This window comes from Xanthomonas sp. NCPPB 3174, from assembly GCF_056725205.1.
The window spans coordinates 13,519-34,790 of sequence record NZ_CM161517.1; the positions used below are offsets into that span (position 1 = coordinate 13,519).

The following is a 21,272-nucleotide window of genomic DNA, read 5'->3' on the forward strand; positions in this document are numbered from 1 at the left end:
AGGAAACGCCCTGCCTCGCGTTGCCGGCGTCGCTCAGCGTGCGCCGGCCAGCACCGCCAGATAGGCCTTCACCGTGGCGTGGAGGCCGGCGTAGAGCGCCTCGCCGATCAGCGCGTGGCCGATCGACACTTCCAGCACGTCCGGGACCGTCGCCAGGAACGCGCCGAGATTGGCCTGGGCCAGATCGTGGCCGGCGTTGACGCCCAGCCCGGCGGCCTGCGCGCGGCGTGCGGCGGCGGCGAACGCCGCAGCCGCGGCGCTGTCGCCCTGCTCCCACGCGGCGGCATAGGGACCGGTGTACAACTCGATGCGGTCGGCGCCCAGTTCGGCCGCCACCGCCAGGTCGGGGTTGTCGGCATCGACGAACAGGCTGACCCGGCAGCCCACGGCCTTCAGTTCCGCGATCAGCGGGCGCAGGCGGTCGCTGTCGCGGCCGAAGTCGAAGCCGTGGTCGGAGGTGAGTTGGCCGTCGCCGTCGGGCACCAGGGTGGCTTGCGCCGGGCGCGTCTGCGCGCACAGCGCGATCAGCCCGGGATAGCCGGGCCGCGGTGGCGCGAACGGGTTGCCCTCGATGTTGAATTCGACGTCGCGCTCGCGGGTCAGCTCGGCCAGCGCCAGCACGTCCTCGGCATGGATGTGGCGCCGGTCCGGGCGCGGGTGCACGGTGATGCCGTGCGCGCCGGCATCCAGACAGGCGCGCGCGGCGTCGAGCACGCTGGGCAGGTCACCGCCGCGCGAATTGCGCAGCACCGCGATCTTGTTGACGTTGACGCTGAGCTTGGTCATCGCCGACGAACCGCTTACGGCGCCGCGGCGTCGTCGCTGGCGGCGGCCGCGGCGCGGCGCGCCTCGGCCTGCTCGCGCAGCCGGCGCAGTTCGGCCGGGTCGATCATCGGCATCGCATCGCGCTGGCTGGCGTCGCCGATCTTGGCCACGTACCAGCCGCGTGCCCAGGCCAGCAGAAAGGCCAGCGCGGCCAGCAGGCTCACCACCAGCAACCACATGTGCGGCGTCGTGAACGCCAGAACGAAAGCACCCAGCGCGAGCGGCAGAAAGAGCCAGTACATGACGATCTCCCCAAGGATGGCGCAGTGTAGCGCCGCCGGGCGTGCCGGTTCCACGTGGTGCGGCGGTCGGCGCGCGCCGGCCCCGGCGCCGGGGCGCCGCGCTTACAGCAGCGGCGAGGTCAGCCGCGCCACCGCCTCCGGCAGCCGGTAGCGCCACAGCGAGCGCTTGCGGTCGTCGCGCACGCGCACCGCATCGGCCATCTCCCCTTCCAGCAGCTCGGCCAGTTGCCTGGTCAGCCCGCGGTCGCGGAACAGCGTGGCGACCTCGAAATTGAGTCGGAAACTGCGGTTGTCGAAGTTGGCGCTGCCGACCAGGCACAGGTCCTCGTCGGTGATCAGCGCCTTGGTGTGCAGCATGCGCGGGCCGTACTCGTAGATCCGCACGCCGGCCTGCAGCAGTTCGTCGAAGTACGAGCGCGCGGCCAGCGTCACCAGCCGCGAGTCGCTGCGCTTGGGCACCAGCAGGCGCACGTCCAGCCCGCCCAGGGCCGCCGAGGTCAGCGCCATGCGCGCGGCCTCGCCCGGCACGAAATACGGCGTGACCAGCCACACCCGCCGCTGCGCCTCGTAGATCGAGGCGACCTGCAGGCGGTGGATGCTCTCCCAGGACGAATCCGGCCCCGACACCAGCACCTGCGCGTGGATGCTGCCGGCATCGCGGCTGGGCATGTCGCTGGGCCAGATCCGCGCCATGTCGAAGGCGTCGCGGCCCTGCCGGGTGGCGTACAGCCAGTCCTCCACGAACACCAGCTGCAGGCTGCGCACCACGTGGCCTTCGCAGCGCAGGTGCAGATCGCGGTAGGCATCGGCGCGCAGCGCTTCGTTCTCCTCGTCGGTGACGTTGATGCCGCCGGTGAAGGCGATGCGGCCATCGATCACCACGATCTTGCGGTGGGTGCGCAGGTTGACCCAGGGCCGCTTGAACTTGAACGGTCGCAGCAACTGGGTGGGATGGAACCAGGCGACCTCGGCGCCAGCCTCCAGCAGCGGCCGCAGGAAGCGCTTGCGCACCTGCGAGGAGCCGACCGCATCCAGCAGCAGGCGCACGCGCACGCCAGCGCGGGCGCGCTCGACCAGCGCGTCGCGGATGCGCGTGCCGGTGCGGTCGGGATTGAAGATGTAGTACTCCAGGTGCACGTGATGCTGTGCGGCGCCGATGTCGCGCACGATCGCGTCGTAGGTGGCGGCGCCGTCGACCAGCCACTGCACCGCAGTGGCCGAACTCGGCGCCAGGCCGGTGGTGGCCTGGGCGATCTTGGCCAGCTCGGTGCAGTCGGCATCCGGCGGACACACGCTGCTGTAGTGCTCCATGCCCGAGCGCGAGCGGCCGCGGCGCAGGCGCTGCCGCTTCACCTTCTGCGGGCCCAGCAGGTAATAGATGACGAAGCCCAGGTAGGGCAAGGCGGCCAGCGACAGCACCCAGCTCAGCGTCGCCGCCGGCTCGCGCTTCTGCAGCACGATCCAGCCGCTCAGCCACAGGATGTACAGCAGGTAGGCGGCGGTGAGGTAGGCGCCGATGTGGGGGATGCCGGTCAGCCGGTCCCAGGTGTTCTGCAGAGTCGCGATCACGAGCATCGGCGGATTCTAGAGGGTGGCGCGGAGGTTGCGGCGAAGGCGATGCCGGCCCGGCACCTTGGCGACGGGCCGGATCGCGCGGGTTTGCTGTCTGGCGTGCTGGTAGCCATCGGCTCTGCGACCCTGCGCTGCGCTGCGGGTGTATGACAGCAGGCGTTCGCGGCAACCGGGTGACACCAAGGCGTCGGCGTTCGCGTGCGCCCGCGACAAGGCCCCGGTTCGGCGAATGGCAGCGTCATCGCCGAAGAGCGACATGCCACCGGCCCGCCGTGGAACGTCGATCTGCTGCGCCGCCGTGCGCAACGGACGGAGGTGCGCCACACTGATTGCGTCGCCTGAAAGATTCAGCGCCGCCGTCGGTGCCGTCGCATCCGCCGAGACGGTCGGCGCGTAGCCTATGCCGATGAGCACCGCCATCAAGGGCCGCGGCGCCGGCAGCCACCTGCCGGGCCGCTTCGAACGGACCGTCAGCCAGGCCGAGGACGACGGCTGGCATCCCGACGACAGCGAGGAATTCGCCGCTCCGCGCCTGCGCACGCAGGTGAGCGAGGAGACCGCGCGCAGCATCATCAGCCGTAATCAGTCGCCGGACGTGGGCTTCGCGCAGTCGGTGAATCCTTACCGCGGCTGCGAGCACGGCTGCAGCTACTGCTTCGCCCGTCCTAGCCACGCCTATCTGAACCTGTCGCCGGGGCTGGACTTCGAGACACGGCTGTTCGCCAAGACCAATGCCCCGGAACTGCTGCGCCGCGAGCTGGCCAAGCCCGGCTATGTGCCCAGCCCGATCGCGCTGGGCATCAACACCGACGCCTACCAGCCGATCGAGCGCAAGCTGCAGCTGACCCGGCGCCTGATCGAGGTCTTCGCCGAAACCCGCCACCCGTTCTCGCTGATCACCAAGAACGCGCTGGTCGAGCGCGACCTGGACCTGCTGGCGCCACTGGCCCGCGACAACCTGGTCAGCGTGCACTTCTCGGTGACCTCGCTGGATCCGCGGCTGTCGGCCAGGCTGGAGCCGCGCGCCTCGGCGCCGCACGCGCGGCTGCGCGCGATGCGCACCCTGCATGAGGCCGGGGTGCCGGTCGGAGTGATGGTGGCGCCGGTGATCCCGTGGATCAACGACCATGCGCTGGAAGCGGTGCTGGAGGCGACCCGCGCCGCCGGCGCCGAGTCCGCCGGCTACGTGCTGCTGCGCCTGCCGCACGAAGTGGCGCCGCTGTTCCGCGATTGGCTGCAGGCGCACCATCCCGACCGCGCCGCGCACGTGATGAGCACGGTGCAGCAACTGCGTGGCGGCAAGGACTACGACAGCACCTTCGGCAAGCGCATGCGCGGCGAAGGCGTCTACGCCGACCTGCTGGCGCGGCGCTTCGCCCTGGCGCACAAGCGGCTGGGCTACGCCGAATCCCCGCGCCGCCGTCTGGACTGCAGCCACTTCGTCAAACCGCTACCGCCGCGCCCGTCGTCGCCGCAGGGTGTGTTGTTTTGAGCGGGGATTGGGGATTGGGGATTGGGGATTCGTAAAAGCTGCTTTCTTGGCGTGAATTGCAATGGCGGTGGGCCGCGGCATCGCGCCGCTTTTGCGAATCCCGAATCCCGAATCCCGAATCCCTGCTTTCAACGAATCCCCATTCCCCATTCCCTATTCCCTGCCGTAAAGCGCCTGGGCCGACTGGAACAGGATCCAGCTCGTGGCGATGAACTTGTCGCCGCGCTGCGGGCGGTTGCCGCGGTGGGTGTGGGTGAAGGCGGTCGGGGCGATCAGCAGGCTGCCGGCGCGCGGGGCGATCTTGCGGCGCTGGAACAGGAATTCGGTCTCGCCCTCGTCGAAATCGTCGTTGAGGTACAGGGTCCACAACAGGTGCCGGTGCAGGGTCTCGGCGCCGGGATCGCGCGGGTACAGTTCGCAGTGCCAGTACGGATAGCCGCCCTCGCCCGCCTCGTACCACTGCAGGTTGATCGCGCCCGGGCGCAGGCAGGTGCGCGCCAGGTTGGACAGCGCCGCGTCGTCGAGCAGGGCGAAGTCCTCGGCGCCGAGCCGGTGCGGCTGGCCGTCCGCGCCTGGCACCTGCAGCATCAGCGGCGAGATCAGGGTCTGCGGATACTTGCGCAGATAGCCGAGCAATCCGCCGAACACCGCCTGCTGCAGCCGTTGTTCCACATCGCGCCACGGCTCCAGGCCGCTGATGCGCAGGTCGCGGCTGCGCTTGAGCTCGGGAAACACGCCGCTGCCGACCTCGCCGGGCCGCAGTTGGGTGCTGCCGCGCAGGCGCCGCAGGATGGCGGCGCAGTCCTCGCGGGACATGGCGCCCTCGAACACTTCGATGAAATCGGGATGCGTGTCGGACATCGCGCGACCTTACCAGCGATTTCGCGGGGTTGCAGCCGCAGCGAAGCGGCCGCGAGCTGCGGACGGCGCCGGCCGGTGGACCGCATCACCGCAGCGCACGTGCGGATTGGGCTTGCGCGTGCGGCGAAAGCGGCGAGGACGGCGTCCATGCCACCTCCAGCCGCGCGGCCATGCGTCAGCGGAACACGCGCTGCCGTGGCTGATGCCTAGCGCGTGTCGCCCGGCGCTGGATTGCCGCGGATCGCGATGCCAAGCAGGGCCAGCCACACTGCCAGCGCCAGCAGGGTGGGCAGTTCGAAGCGACTGGAGTTGTACAGGGTGAAACTCCGGGCGGCGAAGAACAACAGCGTCCACAACGCCAGGTTGATCAGCACGATCCGCTTTCGCCAGCGATGGCGGGTGAACAGCGCGATGACGGTGGGCATCAGCGCGACCGGTGCGGTGGCGAAGAAGAACAGCACGACGAGGGTCTGGTTCATGGGTTTCCTCCTGCCCGGTACGGCAAGGTGCACGCGATGAACAGCCAACGGTTCTCGCGCTGCGCGTGCCGCTGGGCGCAGCCTACCTCAGCAAGGCAAGCGCGCCGCCGCCACCATGCCGGCCCCAGGCTCGGCAGTGGACGGCCCAGTGGTACCACGACAAGCATCCTTTGCCAAAGCGCGACAGGCGTCCATGCCAACCCTGGTGTGGACCCAGTCAGTACGAAAGATCGATGTACTGAACCCTTTTCGCGCCGAATGCACTGCATCCTTCGCTGGTCGCATAGTGCAGGACGACCGGAGTCCTGGTACTCGCCGCAGTGAGAATGGCGGAATATTTTTCTTTCGCGATCGAATCTGCCGAAAAATCGATCACCCATCTGCCATCGGCCGGGCACTCGTTATTCGTCGGTTGATTCTCCAGCCAGATGGATGCGTAATTGCCTTCGACCACGAACCGGACGATTTTTCCCTGTTGCGCGGTGTCGGCCAACGCACTACCGCAGACCAGCAACAATGCTGCTCCCAGCATGATTTTCATTGCATTCCCCCTGGATTAATCGAGTTTCTTCGGATATCAACACCGCGACACCCATGTCGGCGAAGTCCTGCACGTGACAGGCCGTCATCGGTACGCCGCGTCGAACCACGTCAGTGCGAACGTCGCGCAACATCCCCGTTTCTGTTCCAGCGCCCGCAAGACACCCCTGACAGGCAACTGGACGCATGTGTTCGTGCGCGACCCCGCCGACTATACGCCATCGTCAGCGGCAGCCGCTATCGGCGGACCGCCGATAAAACGGCTTGCCCGACTGCAAACTTCTCAAGGACGCTGCGCGTCGTGTTCCACGTGATACCGCACCGCCTCGGCCACCTCGTTCCTGGAGCCCAGGAATACCGGCACGCGCTGGTGCAGCTGTTCCGGCTGCAGGCCGAGGATGCGGGCGCGGCCGGTGCTGGCGGCGCCGCCGGCCTGCTCCACCAGCATGCCCATCGGGTTGGCTTCGTACATCAGCCGCAGCTTGCCGGCCTTGCCCGGGTCCTTCTTGTCCCAGGGATAGATGAAGATGCCGCCGCGGGTGAGGATGCGGTGCACGTCGGCGACCATGCTGGCGATCCAGCGCATGTTGAAGTTCTTGCCGCGCACGCCTTCGCTGCCGGCCAGCAGGTCGGCCACGTACTGCTGCATCGGCGCTTCCCAATGGCGCTGGTTGGACATGTTGATCGCGAATTCGGCAGTGTCCTCGGGGATGCGCATGTCGGCCTGGGTCAGCAGGAAGCTGCCCTCCTCGCGTTCCAGGGTGAAGGCGTGGGTGCCGTGGCCCAGGGTCAGCACCAGCATCGTGCTGGGGCCATAGATGCAGTAGCCGGCGGCGACCTGCGCGGTGCCCGGCTGCAGGAAGTGCTCGTCGCCGGGGGTGTCGGTGCCTGGGGGCGCGCGCAGCACCGAGAAGATGGTGCCGACCGAGACATTGACGTCGATGTTGGAGCTGCCGTCCAGCGGATCGAACAGCAGCAGGAAATCGCCGCTGGGGTACTTGTCGGGCACCGGCTGGCAGTGGTCCATCTCTTCCGAAGCGCAGGCGGCGAGGTGCCCGCCCCAGGCGTTGGCTTCGAGCAGGATGTCGTTGCTGAGCACGTCCAGCTTCTTCTGCGCCTCGCCCTGCACGTTGCCGGTGCCGGCATCGCCGAGCACGCCGCCCAGGGCGCCCTTGCTGACCGCGATGGAGATGCGCTTGCAGGCGCGGGACACGATCGTGATGAGCTGGCGCAGTTCCGGGCCGATACGCCCGGCATGCTGTTCTTCGATCAGGAAGCGGGTCAGCGACGTTCGCGACATGGGCAGGACGGCCTTGGGTGAGAAAGGGGATCGCCATTGTCGCGGGTTGCGCCGTAGATTTCGATCAACGGCGTTCTGCGAGCCTGCCTGCGCTACCGACGTGGCCACCCCGCAGGCACAAAAAAGCCGGAAGCGCAGGCGCTTCCGGCTCGGTGCGGGACCGCGGGACTCAGCCCTTGTGCACGGTCGCCACGGCCTGGGTCACGTAGTCCAGGTTCTTCTGGCTCAGCGCGGCCACGCAGATGCGGCCGGTGCCGACGGCGTAGATGCCGAACTCCTCGCGCAGCCGGTCCACCTGCGCCTTGCTCAGGCCGGAGTAGGAGAACATGCCGGCCTGCTGCTGGATGAAGCCGAACTCCGGCGCGCCGAGGGCGGCCAGCTTCTGCACCATGCCGGCGCGCAGGGCGTGGATGCGCTCGCGCATCTCGGTCAGCTCCTGCTCCCACATCGCGCGCAGTTCCGGGCTGTTGAGCACCCCGGCGACCAGTGCGGCGCCGTGCGTGGACGGGCTGGAGTAGATGGTGCGGATGATGCGCTTGACCTGCGACTGCACCGCCTTGCTCTCGGCGGCGTTGGCCGAGACCACCGACAGCGCGCCGACGCGCTCGCCGTACAGCGAGAACGACTTGGAGTACGAACTGGCGACCACGTAGTTGTCGATGCCGACCTCGGCCAGCAGGCGCACCGCGTAGGCGTCGGCGTCGATGCCCTTGTCGAAGCCCTGGTAGGCGATGTCCACGAACGGGAACAGGTTGCGTTCCTTCAGCAGCTCGGCCACGGTGCGCCACTGCGCCTGGCTCAGGTCGGCGCCGGTCGGGTTGTGGCAGCAGGCGTGCAGCAGCACCACGCTGCCGGGGGCGAGCGCGCGCAGGTCGGCGAGCATGCCGTCGAAGTTCAGGCCGTGGCTGGCCGGATCGAAATAGGTGTAGTCGACCACGTCGAAGCCGGCGGCGGTGAACACCGCGCGGTGGTTCTCCCAGCTCGGGTTGCTGATGGCGATGGTCGAGGTGGACAGCAGCTTCTTCAGCAGGTCCGCACCCACGCGCAGCGCACCGCTGCCGCCCACGGTCTGCGAGGTGGCGACGCGGCCGGCCGCCAGCAGCGGCGACTCGGCGCCGAACAGCAGTTTCTGCGTGGCCAGGTCGTAGGCGGGCAGGCCGTCGATCGGCAGGTAGCCGCGCGGCTTGGCTTCCTGCGCCAGCTGCTGCTCGATCTGCTGCACGGCGCGCAGCAGCGGGATGCGGCCGTTTTCGTCGTAGTAGATGCCCACGCCCAGGTTGACCTTGGTCGGGCGGGAGTCGGCGTTGTAGGCCTCGGTCAGGCCCAGGATCGGGTCGCCTGGGACCTGTTCCACGTTTGCAAAGAAGGACACGGCGGTACTCGTTCGGTGGCGGAGGTGGGGGCCGGAAGGACCGGAGCCGGCACGGTCAAACACCTCATCCTAACAAACGCTGCCGCGCTTGGCCGGTGCGGCCGGGCGGCAGTTGGGCGATGATGGGCCATGTCTTCTTCCCTGCCCTCTGCCCTGCTCTGCGGGGCCTGTGCCTTGGCGCTGTCGTCCCTGGTCCACGCCGCTCCCGGCGAGGAGCCGGCCACCACCCTGCCCGCCTTGCAGGTCCAGGCCGCCCGCGTCGGCGGCGTGGCCGATTTCGACCTGCCGGCGTCGCTGACCACCACCGGTCTGGGCGACAGCGACCGCCTCGGCATACTGGCGTCCGAGGCGCTGGTCGGGGTGCCCGGCCTGCTCGCGCGCGATCGCCAGAACTATGCGCAGGACACCCAGCTGTCGATCCGCGGCTTCGGCGCGCGCTCGGCGTTCGGCGTGCGCGGCGTGCGCCTGCTGCTGGACGGCATCCCGGCGACGATGCCGGACGGCCAGGGCCAGTTGTCCAACTTCAACCTGTTCGGCAGCGAGCGGGTCGAGGTGCTGCGCGGGCCGTTCTCGGCGCTGTACGGCAATTCCTCCGGCGGCGTGGTGCAGCTGTGGAGCGCCGACGGCCAGCCGGACGATCCGTGGCGGTTGCGCAGCGCGCTCGGCAGCCACGGTACCGCCGCGCTCAGCGCGCAGGCGCTGGGCCAGCAGGGCGAGGTCCACTACAACCTGGCCGCCACCCATTTCAGCACCGACGGCTACCGCGACCACAGCCACGCCCAGCGCACCACCTTCAACGCCAAGCTCGGCATCGACCTGGCGCCGGGGCGGCGCCTGGACCTGCTGCTCAACGCGCTGGAGGCGCCCGATGCGCAGGATCCGCTGGGCCTGAGCCGCGCCCAGGCCGCCGCCGACCCGCGCCAGGCCACCGCCGCGGCCGACCAATTCGACACCCGCAAGTCCACCCGCCAGCTGCAGGCCGGCGCCATCTTCACCCAGCAGGTGGACCAGCAGATCTGGCGCCTGATGGGCTACGCCGGGCGCCGCGACGTCACCCAATACCTCTCGGTCCCGGTGAGCGCGCAGAGCAACCCGCTCAACGCCGGCGGGGTGATCGACCTGGACGGCGACTACGGCGGCCTCGATGCGCGCTGGGCCTGGCAGGGCCAACTGGCCGGACGCCCGTTCCAGTTCACCGTCGGCGCCAATGCCGACCGCCAGCAACAGCACCGCACCGGCTACGAGAACTTCGTCGGCAGCACGCTCGGGGTGAAGGGCCGGCTGCGCCGCGACCAGCAGGACCGGGTGGAGAACGTGGACCAGTTCGCCCAGGCCTGGTGGCAGTTCGCCGAGCGCTGGTCGCTGCTGGCCGGCCTGCGCCACAGCCAGGTACGGTTCCGCTCGGACGACGCCTACATCGTCGGCCGCAACCCCGACGACAGCGGCCGCACCGACTATGCCGCGACCACGCCGGTGGCCGGACTGGTGTTCCGCGTCACCGACGACCTGCGGCTCTACGCCTCGGCCGGGCGCGGCTTCGAGACCCCGACCTTCAACGAGTTGGGCTACCGCCGCGACGGTGGCGCCGGCCTGGCCCTGGACCTGGCCGCGGCGCGCAGCCAGAACCTGGAACTGGGCGCGAAGTGGCGCAACGCCGCCGGCGCCAGCTGGGACGCGGCGCTGTTCCGCGCCAGCACCGACGACGAACTGGCGGTGGCCAGCAACACCAACGGCCGCAGCACCTACCGCAACATCGGCCGTACCCGCCGCCAGGGCGCCGAGACCAGCCTGACCCTGCCGCTGGGCGACAGCGCACAACTGCAGCTGGCCTACACCTGGCTGCAGGCGACGGTGCGCCAGGCCTACCTGACCTGCGCCAGCAGCGGCTGCGCGACCCCCACCGCGGTGGTGGCCGCCGGCACCCGCCTGCCCGGCGTGCCGCAGCAGCAACTGTTCGCGCGCTGGCAGTGGCAGCCGCGCGCCTGGCAGTTCGCGGTCGAGGGCGTGGCCGCCGGCGACACCGTGGTCAACGACCTGGCCAGCGAGGCCGCGCCCGGCTACGCCCTGCTCAACCTGGAGGCGGCGCGGCGCTGGACCACCGCGCACGGCACCCTGCGCACCTTCGCGCGCATCGACAACGCGTTCGATCGCCGCTACATCGGCTCGGTCATCGTCAACGACGGCAATGGCCGTTACTACGAGCCGGGGCCGGATCGCAGCTATACCGTCGGGTTGCAGTGGGACTTGCCGCACTGAGTTGGTCTTAGGCGGGGAGCATCTCGCAGCGCCATCCGAGCGTGGCGTTTTTCGGTAGTTCGCTGATCGCCGCTAGCGATGGGCGGCACCATGGGACGCGGGATTCCTGTTCGGCGGCGGCACAGGACTGCTTCGTCGAGCAGCGCCGGGGCCCCTGCCCTGACCTGTCCGCAGGTCCTGCGGCACACCGTGGCATGCGCGCTTCACAAACCGCCGCCGGCGACGCTTAGACGCAGTGACGGCAGCGCCGCATGGATGGCCCATGCAGGCGTCGATGTCGCGGAGGGATTGCCGTGGAAGACAAGCTCGACCGGTTGCTGAGCGACGTCGCCCGGCTCAAGCAGGCGCTGCAGACGCGGAAGACCCCGGCCGAGCGCGCGTTCCGACTCCTGGAGAAGATGCTGGCGCCGTTGGCGATGGCGGTGTTGGCGTTCTACGGCAATGCCGCCGCGGACAAGATTTCCGCAGGCCAGTTGGCGCTGGCAAAGCTCAGCGTGGAAGACAAGAACAGGGAATTTGCGCGCTCGTTGCAGAGCAAGTACGTGGAACTCTTCTACGCCGACATCACCTCGGGCGATCCGGTGCGGCAAGGCCACGCGCTGGGCCTGCTGCGCCTGATGGATCCACCGCTGGCGCTGCAACTGGCGGCGTTCGTCGCGTCCAGCCCCGCGGCGCCGCCGGCGCTCAAGGAGCAGGCCGAAACCACCGGCCGGCAGATCCGGCGCGAACCCCGCGCGCCGTCGGCACCTGCACGGCCGCGATGAGCCAGGCCGACGGCAGATGCGCGCCGCTCAACTGCGGTTGATCGACACCCCGCCGTCGACCAGCATCGCGCTGCCGGTCATGAACGCAGCCTCGTCCGAGGCCAGGAACAGGGCGGCCCGCGCCAGTTCGTCAGGCTGCGCCAGGCGCTTGAGCGCATGCAGCTGCGCGACCTGCGCCAGCGCCTCTGGCGTGCCATTCATCGCCTCCGCCATCGGCGTCTGCGTGCCACCCGGCAGCAAGGCGTTTACCCGGATCGCCTGCGGTCCGAACTCCGCCGCCAGCGCCTGGGTCAGGCCGATCAGGCCGGCCTTGCTGGCGGCATAGGCGGCGGTGCATGGAAAGCCGACGGTGTGGCCGACGAAGGTCGAAGTGAAGATCAGCGATCCGCCACCGCGCGCCAGCATCGCCGGAATCTGATGCTTGGCGCCGAAGAATGCGCCGCTGAGATTGACGTCGAGCGCCTCGCGCCAGGCCTGCGCGTGCAGCTGCGTGGTCGGCACCAGGGTGCCCAGGCTGCCGGCATTGTTGAAGCCGATGTCCAGGCCGCCGAAGCGCTCGCTGGCCAACGCCACCAACGCCTGCGCATAGGCCTCCTCGCAGACGTCGCCGGCCAGCCACGCGGCCTGGCCGCCGGCCTCCTCGATCTCCGCGGCGAGTGTCTGCAGCAGCGCACCGCGGCGCGCGCCCAGCACCACGCAGGCGCCTTCGCGCGCGAACAGGTGCGCGGCGGCGCGGCCGATGCCGGAACTGGCGCCGGTGATGAGCGCGATCTTGCCGTGCAGGCGTTGCATGTGATGCTCCATGGTCTTGAAGGAACCTGGAGCATCGGCGGCGCCACCGCGCGCTGCTCGCCGTGTTCGGACGCGGCAGTCGCGGGCGATGTGTACTGCTTGAAACAGACGGTGGATGCGAGAGCGACGGTCAACCGTGACGCGGCGTTCTGCAGGATCTGTCGAAAATCGGCAAGAAGCATTGCTGTCCTGTAGGAGCGGCTTCAGCCGCGACTGGCGTGACCGATGGAGTCGCGTCGCGGCTGAAGCCGCTCCTGCGAGAAACCCGACGTCGACAACCGCGCGGCGCAGCTGGCACGCAGCGAAACGCGATCTCAGTGCGCGCCCAACTGCAGCCGCCGGTACAGCGTGCTGCGGCTGATGCCGAGCCGGCGTGCGGCCTGCGAGACGTTGCCGTTGCAGGCGTCCAGAGCCTGGCGCATGGCGCCGAGCGCGAGACTGTCGAGGTCGGCATCGGGCAATGGCATCGCGTTGCCGGCATTGCTGCCCTGCTCTGCCGCGCGCACGCCGGGCAGATAGGCCGGCAAGGCATCGGTATCGACCAGCGCGTCCGGCTCGCTCAGCGCCACCAGCGTGCGCAGGCAGGCCACCAGCTGGCGCAGGTTGCCCGGCCACGCATAGGCGCTCAGCGTCGCCAGGGCGGCCTCGGTCAGGCGCCTGCCCTGGCCAAGCCGTGTCCACAGCTCGGCGACCAGCGTGCGCCGGTCCGGATGCGCGCGCAGCGCCGGCACCTGCACGCAGTGGTGGGCGATGCGGTAGTACAGGTCGGGGCGGAAGCGCTGCTCGGCCATCGCCGCGTCCAGGTCGCGATGGGTGGCGCAGATCAGTGCGAAATCCAGCTTCACCGGTTTGCCGCCGCCCAGCGGCAGCAGTTCGCGTTCCTGCAGCACGCGCAACAGGCGCGGCTGCAGGGCCAGCGGCATGTCGCCGATCTCGTCCAGGAACAGCACGCCGCCATCGGCCTGACGCAGCAGGCCGGGGTTGCCGTGCTTGCGCGCGCCGGTGAAGGCGCCGTCCTCGTAGCCGAACAATTCCGCTTCGATCAGCCCTTCCGGTAGCGCCGCGCAGTTGACTGCCACGAACGGGCGTCCAGCGCGTGCGCTGCGCCGGTGCAGTTCGCGCGCGAACACTTCCTTGCCGGTGCCGGTCTCGCCCTGCACCAGCACCGGCAGTTGCGCGTCGAGCACGCGCCGCGCGCGTTCCAGCGCCAGCTCCTGTGCGGCGTCGAACAGCGGTGCGTCGGACGCCGCCGCGGCTGAGGGGCGCGACGACGCGGTCACCGTGATCGGCGCCTGCTGCGGGCGCCGCCGCGGACGATCGTCGGCCGGGCTGTCGATGCGCCCATGCAGCGCCCGTCCCTGCAGGTCGAACACGCTGCCCTGCTGGCGCAGCCGCGACAGCGGTTCCTCGAACAGCGCCTCATAGGGCGTTCGCCCGAGTTCGTGGCGTTCCAGCCCGAACAGCCGCAACCCGGCCTGGTTGGCCGCCACCAGGCGGCCGTTGCGGAAGGCCAGCAGCGCCTCGCGTGCGGTGCCGAGCAGCGCGGGGTCGTGGTGCACGCGCAGCAGTTCGCAGCCGGGAATGCCGTCGTCGAAATAGCGGTGCTCGATGTTGGCCACCGCCATCCGCGCCAGCGCCAGCGCGTGCATGTGCTGCACGCTGGCGTCGCCGGAGATGTCGAGCACGCCGGCGAGGGCGCCGTACGGATCGAAGATCGGCACCGCGGCACAACTGAGGATCTGGTGCGGGGCGAAGTAGTGTTCGCCACCGCGCACTTCCACCGAGCGGCTTTCGACGATGGCGGTGCCGATGGCGTTGGTGCCGACCTGGGGTTCGCTCCAGCATGCGCCGGGCATCAGCGCCACCCTGCCCGCCTTGTCGAGGAAGCGCGGGCTGCCTTCGGCATCGAGGATCCAGCCGGCCTCGTCGGTGAGCAGCACGATGCTGCCGGTGGCCGCGGCGTCGCCCGCCAGGCCTTCCAGCTCGGCGCGGGCCAGCCGCCACAGGCGCTCGTGCGCCTCGCGCAGGGCCCGCAGGCGCGAGGCCTCCAGTGGTTCGATCGCCGGTTTAGCGTCCGCGGCCAGGCCCAGGCGCTGGCAGCGTTGCCACGACTGCAGGATGGTGTCGGGCACCTGCCCGACCGGCGCGCCGCCGCGTTCGAAGAAGGCCCGGCGGGCTTGGCCGAGTTGGTGTTGCGAAGGGTGCTGCGCCATGTCCGGCTCCGCTGTCGCAGATTGCGACACCTGGTGATACGGGTGTTCCGATAAACAGCACATCCGCCGACGCAGCGCAATCGACAGACGTGACGCGACGCAGCAAAACCGGGCGGGGTGCGTCGATGTGTCGCGGTGCGAACGCGTGACGCGGCGCAGCACGCAAAACCTGGCATCGGTCTTGCGCATGTGCAGCTACCCGGACGGGCCTGCCCTGTCCTTCTCGACCGCCGAAGGAGAACACGATGAACGCCGTCAGCACCGCCAAGCCGCATGCCACCGATCCGCAGTCCATCTTCAAGTCGCGCTACGGCAACTTCATCGGCGGCAAATGGGTGGAGCCGAAGAGCGGGCAGTACTTCGACAACAGCACCCCCATCACCGGCAAGGTGTTCACTTCGGTGGCGCGCTCCAACGCCGAGGACATCGAGGCCGCGCTGGACGCCGCGCACGCCGCCAAGGACGCCTGGGGCAAGACCTCCAGCACCGAGCGCAGCAACGTGCTGCTGAAGATCGCCGACCGCATCGAGCAGAACCTGGAGCTGCTGGCCTATGCCGAGACCTGGGACAACGGCAAGCCGGTGCGCGAGACGCTCAACGCCGACGTGCCGCTGTGCGTGGACCACTTCCGCTATTTCGCCGGCGCGGTGCGCGCGCAGGAAGGCGGCATCTCCGAGATCGACCACGACACCATCGCCTACCACTTCCACGAGCCGCTCGGCGTGGTCGGCCAGATCATTCCGTGGAACTTCCCGCTGCTGATGGCGTGCTGGAAGCTGGCGCCGGCGCTGGCCGCCGGCAACTGCGTGGTGATGAAGCCGGCCGAGCAGACCCCGGCCTCGATCCTGGTGCTGATGGAGGTGATCGGCGACCTGCTGCCGCCGGGCGTGCTCAACGTGGTCAACGGCTTCGGCCTGGAGGCGGGTAAGCCGCTGGCCAGCAACCCGCGCATCGCCAAGATCGCCTTCACCGGCGAGACCACCACCGGCCGGCTGATCATGCAGTACGCCAGCCAGAACCTGATCCCGGTAACGCTGGAACTGGGCGGCAAGTCGCCCAACATCTTCTTCGCCGACGTGATGGCCGAGGACGACGATTTCCTCGACAAGGCGGTGGAAGGCTTCGTGCTGTTCGCCTTCAACCAGGGCGAGGTGTGCACCTGTCCGTCGCGCGCGCTGATCCAGGAATCGATCTACGAGAAGTTCATGGAGAAGGCGCTCAAGCGCGTGGCGGCGATCAAGCAGGGCAACCCGCTCGATCCCAACACCATGGTCGGCGCGCAGGCCTCCAGCGAGCAGCTGGAGAAGATCCTGTCCTACATCGACATCGGCAAGCAGGAAGGTGCCGAAGTGCTGATCGGCGGCGAGCGCAACGCGCTGGATGGCGAGCTGGCCGGCGGCTTCTACGTCAAGCCCACGGTGTTCAAGGGCCACAACAGGATGCGTGTGTTCCAGGAGGAGATCTTCGGCCCGGTGGTGTCGGTGACCACCTTCAAGGACGAGGCCGAGGCGCTGGCGATCGCCAACGACACGCTGTACGGCCTGGGTGCCGGCGTGTGGAGCCGCGATGCGGCGCGGCTGTACCGCATGGGCCGCGCGATCCAGGCCGGGCGGGTGTGGACCAACTGCTATCACGCCTATCCGGCGCATGCTGCGTTCGGTGGCTACAAGCAGTCGGGCATCGGCCGCGAGAACCACAAGATGATGCTCGACCACTACCAGCAGACCAAGAACCTGCTGGTCAGCTACTCGCCGAAGGCGCTCGGCTTCTTCTGACGCGCGGGCAGGGCGGCGGCACGCGCACAGGCGTGCCGTCGCGTTGCCGCCAACTGATCTGGATCAAGGCACTCCGTCGCCGGTCGCGCGATGGTGACATCACCCGTTTTTCTCAGGAGCGTTGCAATGGACAAGACGATGAAAGCCGCCGTGGTGCGGGAATTCGGCAAGCCGCTGGCGATCGAGGAAGTGGCGGTGCCGCGGCCGCAGGCCGGCGACATCCTGGTCAAGATCGAAGCCTGCGGCGTGTGCCACACCGACCTGCACGCGGCCGAAGGCGACTGGCCGGTGAAGCCGAACCCGCCGTTCATTCCCGGCCACGAGGGCGTGGGCCACGTGGTGGCGGTCGGCGCCGGCGTGGATCACGTCAGGGAAGGCGACCGTGTCGGCATTCCGTGGCTGTACTCGGCCTGCGGCCATTGCGAGCACTGCCTGGGCGGCTGGGAAACCCTGTGCGAAACGCAGCAGAACACTGGCTACTCGGTCAACGGCGGCTTCGCCGAGTACGCGCTGGCCAACGCCAACTACGTCGGCCACCTGCCGAAGAACATCGGCTTCGTCGAAGTCGCGCCGATCCTGTGCGCCGGCGTCACCGTGTACAAGGGCCTGAAGGTCACCGACACCAAGCCTGGCAACTGGGTGGTGATCTCCGGCATCGGCGGCCTCGGCCACATGGCGGTGCAGTACGCCAAGGCGATGGGCCTGAACGTGGCCGCGGTGGACGTGGACGACGCCAAGCTGGCGCTGGCCACGCGCCTGGGCGCGACGGTGACGGTGAACGCGCGCACCACCGACCCGGTGGCCTACCTGAAGAAGGAGATCGGCGGCGCGCACGGCGCGCTGGTCACTGCGGTCTCGCCGAAGGCGTTCGAGCAGGCCATCGGCATGGTCCGCCGCGGCGGCACGCTTTCGCTCAACGGCCTGCCGCCGGGCCAGTTTCCGCTGGACATCTTCGGCATGGTGCTCAACGGCGTGACCGTGCGCGGCTCGATCGTCGGCACGCGCCTGGACCTGCAGGAGTCGCTGGAATTCGCCGAGCAGGGCAAGGTGGCCGCGACCGTGGCCACCGACACCCTGGACAACGTCAACGATGTGTTCGCACGCATGCATGCCGGCAAGATCGAAGGCCGCATCGTGCTGGACATGGCCGCCTGATGGACGCGTCCGCGCCCGCCGACGCGCTACCGCCGCCGCAGGTGCTGGCGACGCTGCCGGCGCTGCAGCTGATCGCCAAGCTGCGGGCGCGGCACGGCGCACTGCTGTTCCACCAGTCCGGCGGCTGCTGCGACGGTTCCTCGCCGATGTGCTATCCGCAGGACGACTTCATCGTCGGCGACCGCGACGTGCTGCTGGGCGAGATCGGGCAGGCGCCGTTCTACATCAGCCCGTCGCAGTTCGCCTACTGGAAGCACACCCAACTGATCATCGACGTGGTGCCCGGCCGCGGCGGCATGTTCTCGCTGGAGAACGGCGAGGGCGTGCGCTTCCTGGTGCGCTCGCGCCTGTTCACCGACGGCGAGTACGCCGCGCTGGAGGCGGCGGGGAAGGTGTAGGAGCGGCTTTAGCCGCGACAGGGCGTTTCTCGATCTCGCGTGGTCGCGGCTGAAGCCGCTCCTACAGTAGGAACCCCGGTGTGGGAGCCGCTGTTGCGATTCCCCATTCCCTATTCCCCAATCCCGGCTCCATCGCGGCTGAAGCCGCTCCTACCGATGTGATGCATCGCGCCGACGGTGCCCTCGGCGCCCTACGACGCCTTCGGCGGCTTCGCCGGCACGAACGGCGAGACCGGGTCGCTGGCGGGGAAGGTTTCTTCCAGCGCTTCGTCCTGGTTGGCGTCGGCGTGCCGTCCGTGCGCGGTGTCCGGTGTGGAGTGCGCCGGCGTGTCCGGCGGGGCAGGGCGATCCTCGCCGGTGCGTGGTTCGTGCTCGACGATGGTCTCGGGCCGGTCGCCGGCGCCGCGGTCTTCGCTGAGCTGCGTCTCGCGTTTGCCGCGTTGTTCGCCGGGGAGGGGGGCCGCGCGGCGCAGCGGGTCGGTGGGCGTGGACATGTCCGGTTCCTCCAGAGGAATGACGGCGGAGGTCCAGTTCACCGCCGCGGCAGTGAAGCCATTGCGAATCGCAGCCCTTGCACGCGTCGGTCACGAACCGCTAACGGGGCGGGCGCTACTGCTGCGCATCCCCCCGCCGACGTTGCCGCCCGGAGCCTTGCCATGCGCCCCAGCGACCGCCCCGACCCGCTGCTGTTCAACGCCCATCTGGATCCCTTGCCGAGCGTGCCGCCGCTGCGCCGCCGTGGCGCCGCGCCGCGCCCACACGATGCGCCGGACTACCGCCGCTACAGCCTGGCCGACTATCGCCAGCGCCGTGCGCGCCACCGCACCCCGTGGCGCGATCTGTGCCCGGCCTATGCCTTCGCCCTGCAGACCCACGCCCGCGGCTGGCCGCGCGGGCCGGAGGCCGAGACCGATGGCGAACTGGCCGCGCACTGGGACCTGATGCGCGGCGACTCGCGGCTGGACTGGGACCAGGCGCGGCAGGTGGTCGAGGACGCCTGGCAGGCGCTGGACCACCTGCCGGCGCAGGCGACCGGCATGGAGGCGCACTGATGCCGCGCCCGATCTGGACCGGCACGCTGTCCTTCGGCCTGCTCAACGTGCCGGTGTCGTTGATGTCCGGCGAACGCCGGGTCGACCTGCACTTCCGCATGCTCGACGCGCGCGACAAGCGCCCGATCCGCTTCGAGCGGGTCAATGCCGACACCGGCGAGGAAGTGCCGTGGAAGGACATCGTCAAGGCCTACGAATACAGCAAGGGCAACTACGTGGTGGTCGAGCAGCAGGACATCGCCTCGGCCGCGCCGGAAAGCCACGAGGCGGTGGAAGTGGAGGCCTTCGTCGACGCCGCCGAGATCGACCTGCGCTATTTCGAAAAGCCCTACGTGCTGGTGCCGGGCAAGAAGGCCGAGAAAGGCTATGTGCTGCTGCGCGAGACCCTGCGCAGCACTGGCAAGGTCGGCATCGCGCGGGTGGTGATCCGCACCCGCGAATACCTGTCGGCGGTGATGCCGCTGCAGGACGCGCTGGTGCTGATCCTGCTGCGCTATCCGCAGGAACTGGTGGACCTGGACGACTACACGCTGCCCAGCGGCAAGGCCGCCGACTACCGGATCAGCGCCAAGGAAACCGAGATGGCGGCGCAGCTGATCGACTCGATGTCCGGGCGCTGGGACCCCGACGCCTACCACGACGAATTCCGCGAGCGGCTGCATGCGGTGATCCAGAAGCGGATCAAGGCGCAGGAGGGCACTACCCAGGTCGACGAGGACGCCGAGGCGCCGCACCGCGAGGACGCCACCACCAACGTGGTCGACTTCATGTCGCTGCTGCAGAAGAGCCTGGAGGCCAAGCAGCGCACGCCGGCCAAACAGGACGAGCGCGTGCCGGTGCGCAAGACCGCGGCGAAGAAGAGCGGCAAGCCGGCCAAGAGCGCGGCCGGCAAGGCCAAGAAGGCGACGCGCGCCAAACCGGCGGCGGCCAAGGCCAAGCCGGCTGCGCGCAAGGCCCCGGCGCGACGCAAGGCCGGCTAGGGCAGGTCGGTCGCGGCGGCGACAGGGCCGCCGCGACCGGCTTTACGCCGAGACCATCGCCTCGCGCGTCACCTGCGCCAGCGACTCGCGCGAAATCGCCGCGATCGACTTGGCGCCGGTCAGGGTCATCGCCACCTGCATCTCCTTCTCGATCAGGGTCAGCAGATGCTCCACGCCGGCCTGGCCGGCGGCGGCCAGCGCATAGACGAAGGCGCGGCCGAGCAGCACCGCGTCGGCGCCGAGCGCCAGCATGCGCACCACGTCCAGGCCGCTGCGCACGCCGGAGTCGGCCAGGATCTTCAGCTCGCCCTTCACCGCATCGGCGATCGCCGGCAACGCCCGCGCGCTGGACAGCACGCCGTCGAGCTGGCGTCCGCCATGGTTGGAGACGACGATGCCGTCGGCGCCGAAACGCACCGCATCGCGCGCGTCGGCCGGGTCGAGGATGCCCTTGATCAGCATCGGCCCGGTCCAGAATTCGCGGATCCACTCCAGGTCCTTCCACGAAATCGACGGATCGAAGTTGGCGCCGAGCCAGCCGATGTAATCGGCCAGCCCGGTGGGGTGGCCGCGGTAGGTGGAGATGTTGCCCAGGTCGTGCGGGCGCCCGCGCAGGCCCACGTCCCAGGCCCAGCGCGGATGCGTGACCGCCTGCAGCATGCGCCGCAGCGGCGCGTTGGGGCCGCTCATGCCCGAATGCGCGTCGCGGTAGCGCGCACCCGGCACCGGCATGTCCACGGTGAACACCAGGGTGGTCACGCCGGCCGCCTTGGCCCGCTCCAGCGCGTTGCGCATGAAGCCGCGGTCCTTGAGCACATACAGCTGGAACCACATCGGCCGGTCGATCGCCGGCGCCACTTCCTCGATCGGGCATACCGAAACGGTGGACAGGGTGAACGGCACGCCCTTGGCCGCCGCCGCCCTGGCCGCCTGCACCTCGCCGCGGCGCGCGTACATGCCGGTCAGGCCCACCGGCGCCAGCGCCACCGGCAAGGCCAGGCGTTCGCCGAACAGCTCGGTGTGCAGGTCCAGCGCCGACATGTCGCGCAGCACCCGCTGGCGCAGGGCGATGTCGCCGAGGTCGGACACGTTGCGGCGCAGGGTGTGTTCGGCATAGGCGCCGCCGTCGATGTAGTGGAACAGGAACGGCGGCAGCCGGCGCTGGGCGGCGGCACGGTAGTCGGTGGCGGCGGAAATGATCATC

The 21,272-nt window shown here is 69.5% G+C and carries 21 protein-coding genes; 8 read left to right on the forward strand and 13 right to left on the reverse strand.

Translation table 11 applies throughout. From position 1 onward, the window contains the following. Nucleotides 1–33: 33 nt before the first annotated feature. The 4 genes from AC1PK7_RS00065 to AC1PK7_RS00080 form a co-directional block, all read right to left on the reverse strand. Entirely contained in the window at nucleotides 34–786 is a 753-nt protein-coding gene (locus AC1PK7_RS00065; protein WP_481099433.1) for a pyridoxine 5'-phosphate synthase, read from the reverse strand. Between the two features lie 14 nt (nucleotides 787–800). Then, nucleotides 801–1,067, reverse strand: coding sequence for a hypothetical protein (locus AC1PK7_RS00070; RefSeq protein WP_010340662.1), 267 nt, complete (start codon nucleotides 1,065–1,067; stop codon nucleotides 801–803). Nucleotides 1,068–1,169: 102 nt separating this feature from the next. Then, nucleotides 1,170–2,642, reverse strand: a complete 1,473-nt coding sequence (gene cls / locus AC1PK7_RS00075; RefSeq protein ID WP_481099434.1) for a cardiolipin synthase — start codon at nucleotides 2,640–2,642, stop codon at nucleotides 1,170–1,172. A gap of 9 nt (nucleotides 2,643–2,651) precedes the next feature. Continuing rightward, complete coding sequence (locus AC1PK7_RS00080) at nucleotides 2,652–3,059, reverse strand: hypothetical protein (protein ID WP_481099435.1); 408 nt, start codon at nucleotides 3,057–3,059, stop codon at nucleotides 2,652–2,654. Here AC1PK7_RS00080 and AC1PK7_RS00085 point away from each other — a divergent pair. Further along, entirely contained in the window at nucleotides 3,046–4,131 is a 1,086-nt protein-coding gene (locus tag AC1PK7_RS00085; RefSeq protein WP_481099436.1) for a PA0069 family radical SAM protein, read from the forward strand. The genes AC1PK7_RS00080 and AC1PK7_RS00085 overlap by 14 nt on opposite strands. 153 nt (nucleotides 4,132–4,284) lie before the next feature. Here the strand turns inward: AC1PK7_RS00085 and AC1PK7_RS00090 are convergent, their stop codons facing one another. The 5 genes from AC1PK7_RS00090 to AC1PK7_RS00110 all read right to left on the reverse strand — a co-directional run bounded on the left by AC1PK7_RS00090 (nucleotide 4,285) and on the right by AC1PK7_RS00110 (nucleotide 8,683). After that, nucleotides 4,285–4,992: a 2OG-Fe(II) oxygenase gene (locus AC1PK7_RS00090; RefSeq protein ID WP_209029996.1), complete on the reverse strand. Its 708-nt coding sequence runs from the start codon at nucleotides 4,990–4,992 to the stop codon at nucleotides 4,285–4,287. Between the two features lie 206 nt (nucleotides 4,993–5,198). Further along, a complete protein-coding gene (locus AC1PK7_RS00095; RefSeq protein ID WP_481099437.1) occupies nucleotides 5,199–5,471 on the reverse strand; it encodes a hypothetical protein in 273 nt (90 codons plus the stop codon). A gap of 217 nt (nucleotides 5,472–5,688) precedes the next feature. Continuing rightward, a complete protein-coding gene (locus AC1PK7_RS00100) occupies nucleotides 5,689–6,012 on the reverse strand; it encodes a hypothetical protein (RefSeq protein ID WP_481099438.1) in 324 nt (107 codons plus the stop codon). A gap of 282 nt (nucleotides 6,013–6,294) precedes the next feature. After that, nucleotides 6,295–7,311, reverse strand: a complete 1,017-nt coding sequence (locus tag AC1PK7_RS00105) for a class 1 fructose-bisphosphatase (RefSeq protein WP_481099439.1) — start codon at nucleotides 7,309–7,311, stop codon at nucleotides 6,295–6,297. 169 nt (nucleotides 7,312–7,480) lie between these two features. Continuing rightward, complete coding sequence (locus tag AC1PK7_RS00110; protein ID WP_010340653.1) at nucleotides 7,481–8,683, reverse strand: amino acid aminotransferase; 1,203 nt, start codon at nucleotides 8,681–8,683, stop codon at nucleotides 7,481–7,483. A gap of 129 nt (nucleotides 8,684–8,812) precedes the next feature. Here AC1PK7_RS00110 and AC1PK7_RS00115 point away from each other — a divergent pair, with 129 nt between their 5' ends. Continuing rightward, a complete protein-coding gene (locus tag AC1PK7_RS00115; protein ID WP_481099440.1) occupies nucleotides 8,813–10,939 on the forward strand; it encodes a TonB-dependent receptor family protein in 2,127 nt (708 codons plus the stop codon). Nucleotides 10,940–11,232: 293 nt separating this feature from the next. Further along, entirely contained in the window at nucleotides 11,233–11,703 is a 471-nt protein-coding gene (locus tag AC1PK7_RS00120; RefSeq protein ID WP_481099441.1) for a hypothetical protein, read from the forward strand. Between the two features lie 27 nt (nucleotides 11,704–11,730). On the opposite strand, the gene AC1PK7_RS00125 is transcribed toward AC1PK7_RS00120, so the two are convergent. Both AC1PK7_RS00125 and AC1PK7_RS00130 read right to left on the reverse strand, forming a co-directional pair. Next, on the reverse strand, nucleotides 11,731–12,495 hold the full coding sequence (locus tag AC1PK7_RS00125) for an SDR family oxidoreductase (RefSeq protein WP_481099442.1): 765 nt from the start codon (nucleotides 12,493–12,495) through the stop codon (nucleotides 11,731–11,733). A 314-nt stretch (nucleotides 12,496–12,809) separates the two neighbouring features. Then, nucleotides 12,810–14,708: a sigma-54-dependent Fis family transcriptional regulator gene (locus tag AC1PK7_RS00130; protein ID WP_481099443.1), complete on the reverse strand. Its 1,899-nt coding sequence runs from the start codon at nucleotides 14,706–14,708 to the stop codon at nucleotides 12,810–12,812. Nucleotides 14,709–14,953: 245 nt separating this feature from the next. On the opposite strand from AC1PK7_RS00130, the gene adh reads away from it, so the two are divergent. The 3 genes from adh to AC1PK7_RS00145 all read left to right on the forward strand — a co-directional run bounded on the left by adh (nucleotide 14,954) and on the right by AC1PK7_RS00145 (nucleotide 18,036). Next, nucleotides 14,954–16,483 carry an aldehyde dehydrogenase gene (adh, locus tag AC1PK7_RS00135; RefSeq protein WP_010340648.1) on the forward strand — a complete coding sequence of 510 codons (1,530 nt, stop codon included), beginning with the start codon at nucleotides 14,954–14,956 and terminating at the stop codon, nucleotides 16,481–16,483. A 126-nt stretch (nucleotides 16,484–16,609) separates the two neighbouring features. Then, complete coding sequence (adhP, locus tag AC1PK7_RS00140) at nucleotides 16,610–17,638, forward strand: alcohol dehydrogenase AdhP (RefSeq protein ID WP_481099444.1); 1,029 nt, start codon at nucleotides 16,610–16,612, stop codon at nucleotides 17,636–17,638. Beyond that, entirely contained in the window at nucleotides 17,638–18,036 is a 399-nt protein-coding gene (locus AC1PK7_RS00145; RefSeq protein ID WP_481099445.1) for a DUF779 domain-containing protein, read from the forward strand. Before adhP ends, AC1PK7_RS00145 begins: the two co-directional genes overlap by 1 nt. 191 nt (nucleotides 18,037–18,227) lie before the next feature. On the opposite strand, the gene AC1PK7_RS00150 is transcribed toward AC1PK7_RS00145, so the two are convergent. Further along, entirely contained in the window at nucleotides 18,228–18,530 is a 303-nt protein-coding gene (locus AC1PK7_RS00150; RefSeq protein ID WP_481099446.1) for a hypothetical protein, read from the reverse strand. 162 nt (nucleotides 18,531–18,692) lie between these two features. Between AC1PK7_RS00150 and AC1PK7_RS00155 the strand changes: the two genes are divergently transcribed. Both AC1PK7_RS00155 and ku read left to right on the forward strand, forming a co-directional pair. Continuing rightward, nucleotides 18,693–19,088: a hypothetical protein gene (locus tag AC1PK7_RS00155; protein WP_481099447.1), complete on the forward strand. Its 396-nt coding sequence runs from the start codon at nucleotides 18,693–18,695 to the stop codon at nucleotides 19,086–19,088. Then, complete coding sequence (gene ku / locus AC1PK7_RS00160) at nucleotides 19,088–20,068, forward strand: non-homologous end joining protein Ku (RefSeq protein WP_481099448.1); 981 nt, start codon at nucleotides 19,088–19,090, stop codon at nucleotides 20,066–20,068. Before AC1PK7_RS00155 ends, ku begins: the two co-directional genes overlap by 1 nt. Nucleotides 20,069–20,110: 42 nt before the next feature. Here ku and lldD read toward each other — a convergent pair whose 3' ends face one another. Next, the gene (gene lldD / locus AC1PK7_RS00165) at nucleotides 20,111–21,271 is read right to left on the reverse strand and encodes an FMN-dependent L-lactate dehydrogenase LldD (protein ID WP_481099449.1); all 1,161 of its coding nucleotides are present in this window, start codon (nucleotides 21,269–21,271) and stop codon (nucleotides 20,111–20,113) included. Nucleotide 21,272 lies beyond the last annotated feature (1 nt).

Coding starts and splice junctions, on each gene's coding strand:
- AC1PK7_RS00130 (WP_481099443.1), bottom strand. CDS start 14,708: ATGGCGCAGCACCCTTCGCAACACCAACTCGGCCAAGCCCGCCGGGCC.
- AC1PK7_RS00090 (WP_209029996.1), bottom strand. CDS start 4,992: ATGTCCGACACGCATCCCGATTTCATCGAAGTGTTCGAGGGCGCCATG.
- lldD (WP_481099449.1), bottom strand. CDS start 21,271: ATGATCATTTCCGCCGCCACCGACTACCGTGCCGCCGCCCAGCGCCGG.
- AC1PK7_RS00070 (WP_010340662.1), bottom strand. CDS start 1,067: ATGTACTGGCTCTTTCTGCCGCTCGCGCTGGGTGCTTTCGTTCTGGCG.
- AC1PK7_RS00065 (WP_481099433.1), bottom strand. CDS start 786: ATGACCAAGCTCAGCGTCAACGTCAACAAGATCGCGGTGCTGCGCAAT.
- AC1PK7_RS00085 (WP_481099436.1), top strand. CDS start 3,046: ATGAGCACCGCCATCAAGGGCCGCGGCGCCGGCAGCCACCTGCCGGGC.
- AC1PK7_RS00150 (WP_481099446.1), bottom strand. CDS start 18,530: ATGTCCACGCCCACCGACCCGCTGCGCCGCGCGGCCCCCCTCCCCGGC.
- AC1PK7_RS00125 (WP_481099442.1), bottom strand. CDS start 12,495: ATGCAACGCCTGCACGGCAAGATCGCGCTCATCACCGGCGCCAGTTCC.
- adhP (WP_481099444.1), top strand. CDS start 16,610: ATGGACAAGACGATGAAAGCCGCCGTGGTGCGGGAATTCGGCAAGCCG.
- AC1PK7_RS00105 (WP_481099439.1), bottom strand. CDS start 7,311: ATGTCGCGAACGTCGCTGACCCGCTTCCTGATCGAAGAACAGCATGCC.
- AC1PK7_RS00115 (WP_481099440.1), top strand. CDS start 8,813: ATGTCTTCTTCCCTGCCCTCTGCCCTGCTCTGCGGGGCCTGTGCCTTG.
- adh (WP_010340648.1), top strand. CDS start 14,954: ATGAACGCCGTCAGCACCGCCAAGCCGCATGCCACCGATCCGCAGTCC.
- cls (WP_481099434.1), bottom strand. CDS start 2,642: ATGCTCGTGATCGCGACTCTGCAGAACACCTGGGACCGGCTGACCGGC.
- AC1PK7_RS00100 (WP_481099438.1), bottom strand. CDS start 6,012: ATGAAAATCATGCTGGGAGCAGCATTGTTGCTGGTCTGCGGTAGTGCG.
- AC1PK7_RS00080 (WP_481099435.1), bottom strand. CDS start 3,059: ATGGCGGTGCTCATCGGCATAGGCTACGCGCCGACCGTCTCGGCGGAT.
- ku (WP_481099448.1), top strand. CDS start 19,088: ATGCCGCGCCCGATCTGGACCGGCACGCTGTCCTTCGGCCTGCTCAAC.
- AC1PK7_RS00095 (WP_481099437.1), bottom strand. CDS start 5,471: ATGAACCAGACCCTCGTCGTGCTGTTCTTCTTCGCCACCGCACCGGTC.
- AC1PK7_RS00155 (WP_481099447.1), top strand. CDS start 18,693: ATGCGCCCCAGCGACCGCCCCGACCCGCTGCTGTTCAACGCCCATCTG.
- AC1PK7_RS00145 (WP_481099445.1), top strand. CDS start 17,638: ATGGACGCGTCCGCGCCCGCCGACGCGCTACCGCCGCCGCAGGTGCTG.